Below are 14046 nucleotides of genomic sequence, written 5' to 3'. Positions count from 1 at the left end.
TAGCGACACCACAACAATTGCGCAACGCAGATGGCTCCGAGTGCACTGGCTTATTATACTTTATCACTCTCATTCGAGGATCTCGCCAATTTTTCTTCTAGTTGTCTTTTAATCTCTTCATTCAATTTTATAAATGGCTCTAGATTTCCATTTTGAGCTTCTTCCTCAGCTTTTGCCAAGGCATTCCCGAGCTCAGTTCCAACCATCAATTTTCTAAAATGATTAGCCTTCTCTTTTAGAGTTGTAGGCTTTTGAGGCGGCATTATCTCAAGACCACGAGCGAAAAGCTTTGATACTAAAAGCCTTACTGATAAAAAGAATAGTCTTTTTACGGCAGAAGGGCTGTCAGTATTTGTGTCTATATTTTTAGTTGAAGCCAGATTATGGACTAGCGCCTGAGTTCGCTCAGTATCAAAAAGTACATCAAACCCTTTTTTACGGTCAAAATGCGCAGCTGTATTTCTAATTTTCCTGATTGCTTCTAGCCCTCTCTTCTCTTCCTCATGAAGTAGACCAAGAGCGAAAGATAGCCTGATTTTAAGGTCAAAACCTCCTGCCGGACCGCGAAAGTCCAATATGTCATTTGCGGCATCTTCCGAAACGCAATATGCCGCGATATTGCAGCCAAGTATTTCTTCAAGGTAGGCAGCCATAATCAGGATTGCCCCACGGTCAGATTCTGACTCAAAAAGCGCGGTGATTTCCTTGGGTTGGCCCGAAAGATCTTCTGGTGACTGGAAATTTTTAGCCATCATTTCCCTTAGGTACAACGCCCGCATTTGCGGCTGGTTTGGAGCGCAGCGGAAAACCAGTCGCAAATGCGCTTATTAGATTTTCCAATATAGTGATCTTGCCTTCAAGCTAGAGCGTTCCAAATTGACCTCTAGATAAGCCATGTTAATTAACTGGCAAAATGCATCAATTGAAAAAATGAGATTACCTATTTTTCCATCTATTTTTTCAAACATGTCATTCTCTTCTTGGTTTCTACAAAAATCACCCGGCATACAGAATCTTAAGGTGTTTTGATGTTCGATTAAGTCGTATGGCGCTTGGCGCACAAGAGAACATAAATCACTCCATTCACCTATAAGCTCGTTTACAGCAGCAAGTAAATCTTGGTCATGTAAATTAAAGACTGGAGACCGCTCAACATTATTCATATTCTCCAGCTGCTCTAATATAGATAGATGAATGTATTTTGCCCCCCAGCTTAAGTGTTCGTATGTTGAAGAGAAATCTATTACTTCAATAAATGCACTTATGTTATCAATGTCCTTTTCACGCTTTAATTGCTCGGGTGTTTGAGAGGGCAAACTGAAGTATTGAGGAAAATGCTGCCGAATTACAGCTTTCTCTCTAGACAGGTCATGGACAATATCTGGCCAAAAAACCACATCAACTGGGAATTTACATTGGGTTCTTCTTTCTTCAGAGAGCTTGCGCGCAAAGGCTTGAATATTCACATCACGATCAGCTGTTGTCGCAATATAAAGCGCAGCCAGATGAGGAGTAAATTTTTCTGCTTTTAAAATCTCACTTTCTATTAGCTGCTGGCTGATTGTGGAAATAGTATTTTTACATTGAATGCCGACAAAGCTTTGTAAAGAATCGACCCCGTAGATATCGACCCCGTCTTGTTTCTGTCCTTGCCGTCCATGTCTTGCCAAATTTGGATTAGCCCACCTCAGTGAGAATGAACTTTTACAGACGTCTTCAAACTCATCCCAAGAAGTTGGCGGTGGAAGTCTTGATGTTGTGGTCGTAGGCATATGTTTCAGTCTCAAAAATTCAATCTAACGCTTGCAGTTGCGGCAGGTACGGAGCGCAGCGCAGTATCTGTCCGACAACCTGCACTTATTAAAAAACAGCCCCGGCTGCAGCACCGATGACCGATACAACTGCAGGGTGCTGTAATAGTTTACGGAGCATGCCTTTCGCTTCTTCCTTTTGCTCGGGCGGAAGATCGGCAGATTCAATCTTTTTCACCAAAGCCTCAAAGGAGTTCATAATGTTCTGGGTGTTGTGGTCGCCTACCTGAACTGATTGAGCGCCATGAATATTGATCGTGTGACCAGGTTTCTGCATTTCAGATTGCCCACCTTTGCGATACTTGATTTGGTAATGCGCTCCCATGCCAGCTACACCACGTTTATAGAAGGTAGCTTCAGTGACCACGCAGCGTTCGTCTTTACCGCCGGGCAGCTCACGAAGAATTACGTCACCCTCTTCTACATCTGCCTTCTCATCAAGAATAAAGATAGTCTTGCCGGGAAATGAAGCCTTGTATGGGCCGACTACAGAACCATCTTGCTTTTCGATTCGAGCGTCATCCTCGAACTCTTTTAAGAGACGCATGATTTCTCCTTTTAACAGGTGTTAGGACGCCATCTCGAATACCCAATAAACGCGCCGGCGCCATATACCTTTTCTTGATTTCCTATGACTTGAAATAAAAGCAGAAAAATCAGCCGCTTACAAATCCCACCGCAGGCTGCCTCCTGATATCTTCACCAGCACGTTGCCCCAAAACGCAAAAAGGCCGCCGACACTCCCGTGCCGGCGGCCTTTTAAGTAAGCCCTTACTAGCAGGCTAAATCAGATCATTCCCACTCAATCGTAGCCGGCGGCTTGGACGAGATGTCATACGTCACGCGGCTGATCCCCGGGATCTCATTAATGATCCGGCTGGAGACCTTCTCCAGGAATTCGTAGGGCAAATGCGCCCAGCGGGCGGTCATGAAGTCGATGGTTTCGACGGCGCGCAGCGCCACCACGTATTCGTAACGGCGGGCGTCGCCGACGACGCCGACGGATTTGACCGGGAGGAAGACGGCGAAGGCCTGGCTGGTTTTGTGGTAGAGGCCGGCGTCGAGGAGCTCCTGGATGAAGATGTGGTCGGCGAGGCGGAGGGTGTCGGCGTATTCCTTTTTGACTTCGCCGAGGATGCGCACGCCCAGGCCGGGGCCGGGGAAGGGGTGGCGGTAGACCATGTCATACGGCAGGCCGAGTTCGAGGCCGATCTTGCGCACTTCGTCCTTGAAGAGTTCGCGCAGGGGCTCGACGAGCTTGAGCTTCATGTCTTCGGGGAGGCCGCCCACGTTGTGGTGGGATTTGATGACGTGGGCGCCGCCGGTTTTGGATGCGGCGGATTCGATCACGTCGGGGTAAATCGTGCCTTGGGCGAGCCAGTTGGCGTTGGTGAGCTTGGCGGCTTCGGCGTCGAAGATGTCGATGAAGGTGTTGCCGATGATCTTGCGTTTCTGTTCCGGGTCTTCCACGCCGGCGAGGCGGGTGAGGAAGTTGTCCTCGGCGTCGACGCGGATGACGCGGACGCCCATGTGGTCGGCGAACATTTCCATGACCTGGTCGCCTTCGCCGTGGCGGAGGAGACCGTTGTCGACGAAGACGCAGGTGAGCTGGTCGCCGATGGCTTTGTGCAGCAGCGCGGCAGTGACGGAGGAGTCGACGCCGCCGGAGAGGCCGAGGATGACGTGGTCGGTGCCGACCTGTTCCTGGATGGCGGCGACGGCGTCGTCGATGATCTTGGCCGGGGTCCAGAGGGCGTCGCAGGCGCAGATGTCGCGGATGAAGCGTTCGAGGATGCGGCCGCCTTGGAGGGTGTGGGTGACTTCCGGGTGGAACTGGACGCCGTAGAAGCGTTTTTCGTCGTTGGCCATGCCGGCGATGGGGCAGCTGTCGGTGGTGGCGGTGACGACGAAGCCGTCGGGCACTTCGCCGACGCGGTCGCCGTGGCTCATCCAGACGTCCAGGTATTCGGTGCCGGCTTCTTCGTGGTCGATGATGCCGTTGAGCAGCTCGCTGCCGTCGGCTTTGGCGACGCGGGCGTAGCCGAATTCGTGTTTTTCACCGGCGACGACGGCGCCGCCCAGTTGCTCGGCCATGGTTTGCATGCCGTAGCAGATGCCCAGCACGGGCACGCCCTGTTCGAAGGCCGCTTGGGGGGCGCGCGGGGTCTCGGCGGCGGTGACGGATTCCGGGCCGCCGGAGAGGATGATGCCTTTGGGGTCGAACTCGGCGATGTCCTCGGCGGTGGCGTCGAAGGCGCGGATCTCGCAGTAGACGCCGATTTCGCGCACGCGGCGGGCGATCAGCTGGGTGTACTGGGAGCCGAAGTCGAGGATCAGGATGCGCTGGGCGTGGATGTCTTGCATGGTTTAAATTCCGCTGGACGCCGGACGCTGGACGCCGGACGCCGGTTGAGTAAACGCTGGACGCCAGACGCTGGAGGCTGGACGCTTTAAAAACAAAAATCGGGCGAGCCTTGGCTCGTCCGATTTTTAGCGTCCGGCGTCCGGCGTCCAGCGTCCGGCTCCCGTGGGCTCACCCCACGGGGTAGTTCGGTGCTTCCTTCGTAATCGTCACGTCGTGCACGTGGGATTCCTTCATGCCCGCGTTGGTGACCTTGACGAATTCCGGTTTGGTGCGCATTTCGTCGATGCTGGCGCAGCCAGTGTAGCCCATGGAGGCACGCAGGCCGCCCATCAGTTGGTGGACGATGGCGCTCATCGGGCCCTTGTAGGGCACACGGCCTTCGATGCCTTCCGGTACCAGCTTCTCGATGCCGGCGGCGGCGTCCTGGAAGTAACGGTCCGAGGAGCCGGTGGAGCCGGACATGGCGCCCAGGGAGCCCATGCCCCGGTAGGCTTTGTAGTAGCCGCCCTGGAACAGTTCCACTTCGCCGGGGGCTTCCTCGGTGCCGGCCAGCAGGGAGCCGATCATGATGGCGTGGGCGCCGGCGGCGACGGCCTTGGCGATGTCGCCGGAGAAGCGGATGCCGCCATCGGAGATCAGCGGCACGCCGGTACCTTCCAGTTCAGCGGCGACGTCGGAAACCGCAGTGATTTGCGGCACGCCGATGCCGGCGACGATGCGGGTGGTGCAGATGGAGCCGGGCCCGATGCCCACCTTTACCGCGTCGGCGCCGGCGCCCACCAGAGCGCGGGCGGCGGCGGCGGTGGCGATGTTACCGCCAATCACCTGCACTTCCGGGAAGTGCTTCTTGACCCAGGCAACGCGGTCGATGACGCCCTGGGAGTGACCGTGGGCGGTGTCCACCACGATCACATCCACACCGGCTTCCACCAGCGCGGCGACCCGTTCCTCGGTACCGGCGCCGGTGCCGACGGCGGCGCCCACGCGCAGGCGGCCCTGGCTATCTTTACAGGCGTTGGGATAACGGGTGGCTTTCTCGATGTCCTTGACGGTGATCATGCCGCGCAGCGCGCCGGACTCGTTCACCACCAGGATTTTCTCGATGCGGTGCTTGTGCAGCAGGCCTTGCACTTCGTCGGCGCTGGCGCCTTCCTTGACCGTTACCAGGCGCTCCTGGCGGGTCATGATGTCGGCCACGTGCTGGTCGTAGTCGGTGATGAAGCGGGTGTCACGGCTGGTGACGATGCCCACTACCTGTTCGCCTTCCACCACCGGCACGCCGGAAATGTTGTTGGCTTCGGTGAGACGCAGCAGCTCCGCCACGGTGGCGTCCGGGCTGATGGTGATCGGATCCTTGACCACGCCGGATTCGAATTTCTTGACCATGCGCACGTTACGGGCCTGCTCTTCCACCGGCATGCTCTTGTGCAGGATACCGATGCCGCCTTCCTGGGCCATGGTGATGGCCAGGCGGTATTCGGTGACGGTGTCCATGGCGGCGGAGATCAGCGGAATATTCAGTTCGATTTCCCGCGTCAGGCGCGATTTGAGGGACACATCCTTGGGCAGAACATCCGAGTGGGCAGGCAGGAGCAGAACGTCGTCAAACGTCAAGGCTTCTTGGGCAATTCTGAGCATATTGCACCGTGGGAGCTGGGGGAGATTCGGCCTGGCCGAAGATGCCGGGCGGCACCGGACGGTCATGGGGCGCCGCCACGTCAAACCGGACCAAAGGCTCCGTTAAATTAAGCGGGGCATTATACGGTAAGGCGGTGCTTGGCGGCAATCGGGGATCGCGGCGGGAAATCGCTCTCAACTGTGGGAAGCTGGCTCGCCAGCGAATGGGGCCATGGAGAGCCGGATGAATTCGCTGGCGAGCCAGCTTCCCACAGCGGTGTTGAAATCGGCTGGTGGAGAGCAACGCTTGCGGCGGCGGCGGGGGGCGCTTACATTGCGCGGCATGACTTCATCACGCACCGAACCCTATTCCATCAGCCGTCTCAATCTGGAAGCCCAGGGACTGCTGGAAGGCAGTTTCCCACTGATCTGGTTGCAAGGGGAGCTGTCCAATTTGTCCCGTCCCCGTTCCGGCCACTGGTATTTCAGCCTCAAGGACGACCGCGCCCAGGTCAACGGCGCCATGTTCCGCAATCGCAATCAGTTGCTGCGCTTCCAGCCCCGCGACGGCCAGCAGGTGCTGGTGCGCGCCCGTGTCACGCTGTACGTGCCGCGTGGCGGTTTCCAGCTGGTGGTGGAGCACATGGAAGAGGCCGGCGAAGGGGCGCTGCGCGCCCAGTTCGAGGCGCTCAAGGCGAAACTGGAGGCGGAAGGGCTGTTCGCCAGCGAGCGCAAGCGCCCCCTGCCCCGCTGGCCGCGCCGCATTGGAGTGATCACCAGCCCCAGCGGCGCGGCGGTACGCGATGTGGTGCAGGTGCTGAAGCGCCGCTGCCCCGGCATTCCGGTGCTGGTCTATCCGGCGGCGGTACAGGGCGACGAAGCACCGATGCAGCTGCGCCGGGCCTTGGATCTGGCGGTGCGCCGGGCGGAGTGCGACGTGCTGGTGATCGGCCGGGGCGGCGGCTCCCTGGAGGATCTGTGGGCGTTCAACGACGAAGCCCTGGTGCGGGCGGTGGCGGCCTGTCCGATCCCCATCGTCTCGGCGGTGGGGCACGAGGTGGATGTGGCGCTGACCGACTTCGCCGCCGATCTGCGCGCGCCGACACCCTCGGCGGCGGCGGAGCTGGTGAGCCCGGACGGCGACGCCATTCTGGCGCGGCTGGATCAGCTACAGCGCCGCCAGCACCGGGCCGTGGCCGGCACGTTGCAATACCGCCGTCAGCGGCTGAGCCAGTTGGCCCACCGGCTGCAGCTGCGCCACCCGCAACGGGAGCTGGAGCAGCGGCGGCAGCAGGTGGATGAATATCAGGCCCGTCTGCAACGGGCGCTGCGGCACCAACAGACACTGCTGCAGGCGCGCCTGGATCGCCTGAAAGGCCGGGTGATGCAGCAGTCTCCGCGCCAGCGGCTGGCGCTGCAGCGGCAACGCCTGCTGGGCCTGCTGCCGGTACCGCTGCGGCACCAGCACGGCCAGTTGCAGCAGCGGCTCACCAGCCTGGGCCGGCGGCTGCACACCGCCAGTCCTCTGGCGACGCTGGACCGGGGTTATTCGCTGACGCTGGCCGAAGGCCAGCCGCTGCGCTCGGTGAAAGCGCTCGAGGAAGGCCAGACCGTGGAAACGCGGCTGGCGGACGGCCGCTTCGAATCCACTGTCACTCGACTTCTACCGTCTTCAGATAACGACTGAGCAGCTTCGCCAGCAGTTGCCGGCGGTAAGGTTTGGCCAGGTGATCGTCCATGCCGGAGGCGAGGCAGCGTTCCCGCTCCCCGCCCAGCGCATTGGCGGTGAGGGCGATGATCGGCACCGGCGAGCGACCCGCCGCCCGTTCCCAGCGGCGAATCGCCCGGGTCGCTTCCAGGCCGTCCATCACCGGCATTTGCACGTCCATCAGCACCACGTCGAAGTTTTCCCCCTGGATGGTGTTGAGCGCGGTTTCGCCGTCGCCGCAGCTGACCACGTCCAGCCCCAGGTTTTCCAGCATCCGGGCCGCCACCATGCGGTTGACCAGGTTGTCCTCCACCAGCAAGGCGCGGCCGCGCAGATGACCATCGTCGATGCTCGGGCCGTCGCTGGCCTGCTCTCCGGCGACCCGGGCGCGCACGCGCAGCCGCAGAGTGAAGCAGCTGCCCTCCCCGGCCCGGCTTTTGACCGTCAGATCGCCGCCGAGCATCTCCGCCAGCCGGCGGGCGATGGCCAGCCCCAGGCCGGTGCCTCCATAACGGCGTGACGGTGACGCGTCCAGCTGCGAGAACGCCACGAACAGGCGATCCCGCTGGGCGTCCGAGATGCCGATGCCGGTGTCGGTGACCGACAGCGACAGATTCATCAGGCCGTGCTCGTCGGCGGCGGCCTGGATCGTCACCCGCACCCCGCCCTGCTCGGTGAACTTCACCGCGTTGGAAATCAGGTTGCTGAGAATCTGGCGTAGCCGGGTGGGGTCGGAATACAGGTCATAGCCTTCCAGTTGCTCCAGCCCTTCCAGTTCCAGGTACAGGCCCTTGTGGCGGGCAACGTAGCGGAACGTGCCGATGCAGTTTTCCAGCAGCGGGCCGGGGGCGAAGAAGGTCTGGTCGATGTCCATGCGCCCGGCTTCGATGCGCGAGAAATCGAGAATGTCGTTGATCACTTCCAGCAGGTGGCCGGTGGACTCCAGCGCCGCCTGGGTGTATTCGCGCTGTTCGTCGTTCTGCCGGGTGGTTTCCAGCAGTTGCAGCATGCCGAGCACACCGTTCATGGGGGTGCGCAGTTCATGGCTCATCATCGCCAGGAAATCGGTTTTCGCCTGGCTGGCCTGCTGCGCGCTGCGATGGGCCTGGCGCAACTCGCCCATGGCCCGTTGCTGATCGGCGCGGGCACGCTCCAGTCCGGAGGCCAGTTCGTTGATGTCCCGTTGCAGGTCCGACAGCTCTCCCTGCAGATGATGATCGCCACGCGCGCGGTAATCACCGCCGCGAATCACCCGCACCAGGCCGGACAAATAGGACAGCGGCTCGGCGATGCGGCGGGCCAGATAACCGGCGCACACCAGGCCCACCATCATCGCCAGCAGGGCCGGCACCAGACTGGCGGTGAGGATTTCTTTCTGTCGCACCGCCAGCAGTTCCGGAGCCAGCCCCAGTACCACTTCGCCGACCCGGTCCCCGGGGTCCACATAGCGGTCGGCTTCGGAAGCGGACAGCGGCTGCCGGTAGATGCCGGCACGGAATTCCAGCAGCTCGCCGCGCCCGTCGCTGGTGGCCCGGCCTTCGCTCAACAGCACCTGGCCGCTCTCGTCACGGAACGCCACGTAGTAAACGTCCGGGCGCTGCAGCGCCATGTTGGCGTGCCGACGCAACTCCGAGGTGTTGCCGGAGAGCACACCGTACTCAGCCGTGGCGGCCAGTTGGCGGGCCAGGAAACCGCCCAGCTCGCGCACTTCGTTGTCGGCGTCCTGCAAGCGCTGCCAGGTGAGCGTCACCAGCACCAGAACCAGCATGATCAGCGCCGGTATCACACCGAGCCAGCGCAGTTGCCGGCGAATCCCCCCCTGGGCCATCACGGTTGCTCCTCCCATCTTTGCTGTAACGCCCGGGGCTCCCAAAACGGCAGGTTATAGGCGCGCGCCACATGCTCATTGACGCTGATACTGCTGTCTTCGACAAAATCCGGTGACGGCCAGTGCCCTTGTTGCCGCCATTGGTCGAGCCAGCGCAATGCTTGCCGGGCCTGCGCCGGCAAAGACGAATGGACACTGGCGACACTGCCGGCGTTGACAAAACCCCGGCCTGGTCCGACCACGGGCACCCGTTGGCGGTAGCCGGAGAGTAAAATGAGTTTGGCGGTGCCGGCGTTGAACAGCGTCTCGTCTTCCGGCAGTAACAGCAAATCCCACTGTGGCAAGTGCCTTCTCAGCAGCGGTCCGATGCCGGCGGCGGAGGAAACCGATACCCAATCCAGTTGCAGGGAAGCGGTGGCCGCCGAAGGCAGAGGCTGCCAGGCACTGTCGGGGCCGTACAAGACACCAACGCGGTTGACTCCGGGAAACAGGATTTCGATCAGGCGCAACTGTTGTTCCAGCGACACGCCACTCCAGATCGCGCTACACTGGCAATCCCGGCGTCTGGCCTCGTCAACCACCGCCGGCGGCACCGAAATGCCGAGCACCGGCCCACCCTCTTCCACCGCGCGCCGAAACGGAGCGGCCGCCAAAGCCAGGGTAACGTCGGCGCCGCTGTCCACCAGATTCCAGGACAGCGGCGTCGACACCTGTTCCAGGGCCAATAGAAAGTCGCCGCGTTGCTGCGGCTGGTCGCTGATCACGCGCAGCCGCAGCGGGTCGTCGGCGGCCGCCGACAGGGAGTACAACGCAAGGGTAGCGAGCAAAATCCGGGCCTTCCTTGACCAGCGCACGCTCAGCGACCTCCCCACGGTGCGACATCAATCCGCTCCCCGCCGGTGACGGCGAAGAGGCGGATATGATGGAAAAGGCGTCGCTCCGTCATGGTCAGAACCGCAAGGCCAGGGTCACCCAGAACCGTTCATCGTCCCGGTACTGGTTTTCGGCGAACACCACCGGTTCGTTTTCCAGGTAGTGTTGCACCAGCAAGCTGGTCTCCAGGTAGGTGGGCCCCAGAGCACGGCGATAAGCCAGCCGCAGATCCACTCGTTCGTAGGGATGATGGTTGTAGTCCCGGGCCAGGTAATAGCCACCGGAAAGCCACCAGTTGCGCAGCGCGTGCCATTCCCACAGGGCACTACCGCTGTCGCGGGCGGCGAAGCGTAATTCCGTGGCGCGGTTGCCGCGGGTGTGGATATGAGCGCCGCTGAGACGCAGCCAGTGCCGGGCCCCGGCCCGCCAGCTGAGCTGCGCTTCGGTGCCACGATGGGTGACCTCGCCACTGTTGTCGGCGTCGAAATTCACCGGACTGATGGGGCCGCTGATCAGGTCCCAGAGTTCCTCCTGGAAATAACGCACATCCAGTTCCACGTCACCGAAGTGGCCGTAGTAGCCCCATTCCCGGGAGCGGATGCGTTCCGGCTTCAGATTGCCATCGGCCTGTTCGCTGACGAAGAAGTAGGCCGGGTCCCAACCCAGCCAGTCCGCGGTGCGGTCACCGAAGGGCCCGTTGAGCCGGCTGATCGGCGCGTTGGAATGGGCCTGGTCCTCGTAGATGTCCGGCGCGCGCAGGCCACGGGCGTATACCCAGCGCAAATGGTGTCCGGGCATCAATCGCCAGGACAAACCGACCCGCGGGGAGAAGTGCTCGCCGTTGAGGTCATCGTATTCCCAGTAGCCCCCCAGGTTGGCGGTGAGCCGGGGCAACGGTTTCAAGGCCAGGTTGGCGAAAGCACGGCGGCTGACGTTGTCGGCGGTGCCGCTCAGGTAGGTTTGCGAGCTACCCCGGTCGTAACGCAGGTTGAGCCCCGCCACCAGCCGGGCCCACCGGTTGATTTGAACGGTGTCCTGGATTTCCAGATCGTAACGGTGCTCGCGCACGTCCAGATAGCTGGTGCCACAAAAGCGGTCGGCGCCGCTACCGAGCAACGTGGCATAACGCTGCCTCACCGCCGGGTCGGTGGGCGCGGCGGCCAGCGTGGCGTCGAGGTCGCCGCCGTGGGCCAGATACAGGTCGCGCATTTCCTTCGAGAAAAACAGGCCGCCGCCAGCGCCGTGTTGTCCGGTGAGAGGATCGAAATAGCACATGGTCAGCGGCAGCTCTTCGTCGGAATACTGGGCGTAACCGGATACTTTCAGTTGATGCCAGTCGGAGAGTTGACGTTCCCACACCATGCCGGCGAACGCGCTGTCATCGCGCTGTATCGCCAGTCCCTGGTAGTCACCCAGGCCGCGCAGGCTGCTTTCCGGTGCCCGCTCCAGTTTTGAACGGCTGCCCCCCAGGTAGAAGCTGAGCACGTCGCCGTTGTCCAGTTCCCAGACCCCACGGCCATTAACGTTGTGGGTGCGCTTGGCATCGCCGCCCTCCATCGGTGGCAAGCCAGCGTCGTAGCCGTGGTCGGCGCGGCTTTCCACGGACACCCGGAAAGCCCCGTTGCCACGGTGCCAGCCACCACTAACGTAGGCGTCGCGGATACCGTTGTTGCCAGCGCGCAGACGGACTGCCTGGCCTTCGCTGTCGCGTGGGTCGCGGCTGATGATGTTGATCACCCCGGAGAAGGCGTTGGCGCCATAGGCCGCGGCAGCCGGGCCGCGCGTCACCTCGACGCGCTCCACGTCCTCCAGAGCGATGGCCAGGTCATTCCAGTTGACCCGGGCCAACCCCGGCCGGTAAACGCTGCGACCATCGAGCAGCACCAGCATGCGGCGGTGATCACGGGCCTGCGTGCCGTGATAGGACACCGACGGCACATTGCCGTCGGCCTTGGCCACGCTCATGCCGGGCACCAGCCGCATGACCTGATACAGCTCCCTGGCGCCGCTGGCGCGGATCATATCCTGGGTAATGATGGTGACACTGGCGGGAGCTTCGGAGAGGGGCTGGTCGAGACGGGCCGGGGTCAGGACCCGTGGAATGTCCGGCCCGGCCATCTCCTGGGCGTGGCTCAGCCCCACCGTACTTGCCAGTACGGCGGCGGACCAGAGCCACACTCCACAGTGGTATCGCACCCCGTGCTTCCCCCCGCTTGATCCCGAGCGGCGCCGTCCCCACGACGGCAACCGTTCTCCGTTTTTTCTATCGGAGTTCGAGTTATTTCTTGATGTGTTTCATCATGCGCCGCCGGCGGCGGATCTGCCGATCGGTCAGCGGATTCTTGCGCCCCTCGTAGGGGTTGTCACCGGATTTCAGCTCCAGCCGGATCGGCGAGCCTTCGATCTTCAACAATTCCCGGAACCGGTTCTCCAGATAACGCCGGTAACTCACCGGCAAGGAATCGGTGCGGTTACCGTGGATCACCACCACCGGCGGATTCGAGCCACCCAGGTGCGCGTATCGCAGCTTGGCACGAAAACGGCCGCTGCGCGGCGGCGGATGGGAATGAGTGATGTCTTCCAGCATGCGCGTCAGGGCATTGCTGCCGATCTTGATGAAAGCGGAATCCCAAGCCCGCTCCACCAGCCCGAACAGGTCGCCAACGCCGGTGCCATGCAGGGCGGAGATGAATTTTATTTTAGCCCAGGGCACGAATTGCAAGCGGCGATCCAGTTGCTGCTTGACCCAGTCCTTATGATCGCTTTCCAGGCCATCCCACTTGTTCATGGCGATCACCAGGGCGCGGCCGACTTCCAGCACATAGCCCAACAGGTGCAGATCCTGGTCACTGATGCCGTCCCGGGCATCCACCACCAGCAATACCACCTGGGCCGCATCCACCGCCTGCAACGCCTTGATCACCGAGAATTTTTCGATGGTCTCGTGGACTTTGCCCCGGCGGCGCACTCCGGCGGTGTCGATCAGCACATAAGGCCGGCCATTGCGCTCGAACGGCACTTCGATGGAATCCCGGGTGGTACCGGCCTGGTCGAACACCACCACCCGCTCTTCGCCGAGTATACGGTTGATCAGCGTGGATTTGCCCACATTGGGGCGACCCAGCACCGCCACCCGCACGGTGTCCGGATCTTCCGGTTCTTCCTCTTCACCGGCTTCCTCCGGCTCGGGGAAGACCGCCAGTACTTCGTCCATCAGCGCGCGTACGCCACGCCCGTGGGCAGCGGCGATGGGCAGCACCTGAGTCAGTCCCAGAGCGTAGAAATCCGCCATGGCGGAATCCGGGTCCAGGCCATCGGTCTTGTTCACCACCAGGAACACCGGCTTGGGCAACTTGCGCAACTCCGAGGCCACCTGCTGGTCGGCGGCGGTCAGGCCGGCGCGGCCGTCCACCAGGAACAGTACCGCGTCCGCTTCACCCACCGCGAGCAGGGCCTGATCGGTCATTGGCCGGTCTATACCCTCCTCGCTTTCGCCGATACCGCCGGTATCGACCACGATATAGGGCCGATCGCCCATGCGGCCGTCCCCGTATTTGCGGTCACGGGTGAGCCCGGGGAAGTCCGCCACCAGGGCGTCCCGGGTACGGGTGAGGCGATTGAACAGGGTGGACTTGCCCACATTGGGGCGGCCCACCAGGGCGATAACCGGTTTCATGCGGCACTCTGACGGTATATTGGGGCGCTATGGTATTAACTTAGCGGGGAAGTTGCCAAATTAATCGGTGCTGGCGGGGCGGCAAACGGTATCGCAATCCGTGGGCCACTGCTGCCCCACGGTTGTGAAATGGTTCGCTTACACGCCGATTCGCTGCCAAGGCAGCTT

Annotated in this window: 10 protein-coding genes; 1 reads left to right on the top strand and 9 read right to left on the bottom strand. The window is 61.3% G+C overall.

The window, feature by feature from the left end:
• Positions 1–53 precede the first annotated feature (53 nt).
• The 5 genes from A6D6_RS09350 to guaB form a co-directional block, all read right to left on the bottom strand.
• Complete coding sequence (locus tag A6D6_RS09350) at positions 54–755, bottom strand: hypothetical protein (protein WP_159660560.1); 702 nt, start codon at positions 753–755, stop codon at positions 54–56.
• Between the two features lie 72 nt (positions 756–827).
• Entirely contained in the window at positions 828–1772 is a 945-nt protein-coding gene (locus A6D6_RS09345) for a hypothetical protein (RefSeq protein WP_159660559.1), read from the bottom strand.
• Positions 1773–1860: 88 nt separating this feature from the next.
• The gene (locus A6D6_RS09340) at positions 1861–2358 is read right to left on the bottom strand and encodes an RIP homotypic interaction motif-containing protein (RefSeq protein WP_159660558.1); all 498 of its coding nucleotides are present in this window, start codon (positions 2356–2358) and stop codon (positions 1861–1863) included.
• Between the two features lie 245 nt (positions 2359–2603).
• The gene (gene guaA / locus A6D6_RS09335; RefSeq protein ID WP_159660557.1) at positions 2604–4175 is read right to left on the bottom strand and encodes a glutamine-hydrolyzing GMP synthase; all 1572 of its coding nucleotides are present in this window, start codon (positions 4173–4175) and stop codon (positions 2604–2606) included.
• A 169-nt stretch (positions 4176–4344) separates the two neighbouring features.
• Positions 4345–5814, bottom strand: a complete 1470-nt coding sequence (guaB, locus tag A6D6_RS09330) for an IMP dehydrogenase (RefSeq protein WP_159660556.1) — start codon at positions 5812–5814, stop codon at positions 4345–4347.
• Between the two features lie 322 nt (positions 5815–6136).
• Here guaB and xseA point away from each other — a divergent pair, with 322 nt between their 5' ends.
• Positions 6137–7480, top strand: a complete 1344-nt coding sequence (gene xseA, locus A6D6_RS09325; RefSeq protein ID WP_159660602.1) for an exodeoxyribonuclease VII large subunit — start codon at positions 6137–6139, stop codon at positions 7478–7480.
• Here the strand turns inward: xseA and A6D6_RS09320 are convergent.
• The 4 genes from A6D6_RS09320 to der all read right to left on the bottom strand — a co-directional run bounded on the left by A6D6_RS09320 (position 7446) and on the right by der (position 13878).
• A complete protein-coding gene (locus A6D6_RS09320) occupies positions 7446–9329 on the bottom strand; it encodes an ATP-binding protein (RefSeq protein ID WP_236564057.1) in 1884 nt (627 codons plus the stop codon). The genes xseA and A6D6_RS09320 overlap by 35 nt on opposite strands.
• Positions 9329–10156 (bottom strand): type 1 periplasmic-binding domain-containing protein, encoded by an 828-nt coding sequence (locus A6D6_RS09315; RefSeq protein ID WP_133490379.1) that lies wholly within the window; start codon positions 10154–10156, stop codon positions 9329–9331. Before A6D6_RS09315 ends, A6D6_RS09320 begins: the two co-directional genes overlap by 1 nt.
• Before the next feature lie 121 nt (positions 10157–10277).
• Positions 10278–12398: a TonB-dependent receptor plug domain-containing protein gene (locus A6D6_RS09310; RefSeq protein ID WP_236564054.1), complete on the bottom strand. Its 2121-nt coding sequence runs from the start codon at positions 12396–12398 to the stop codon at positions 10278–10280.
• Positions 12399–12480: 82 nt separating this feature from the next.
• A complete protein-coding gene (gene der / locus A6D6_RS09305; protein ID WP_159660555.1) occupies positions 12481–13878 on the bottom strand; it encodes a ribosome biogenesis GTPase Der in 1398 nt (465 codons plus the stop codon).
• Between the last annotated feature and the right edge of the window lie 168 nt (positions 13879–14046).

The organism is Alcanivorax xiamenensis (assembly GCF_009846745.1).
In the GTDB taxonomy this organism is placed as follows: domain Bacteria; phylum Pseudomonadota; class Gammaproteobacteria; order Pseudomonadales; family Alcanivoracaceae; genus Alloalcanivorax; species Alloalcanivorax xiamenensis.
Note: the sequence above shows the minus strand (reverse complement) of the source record. Positions and strands in the feature narration are given on the sequence as shown.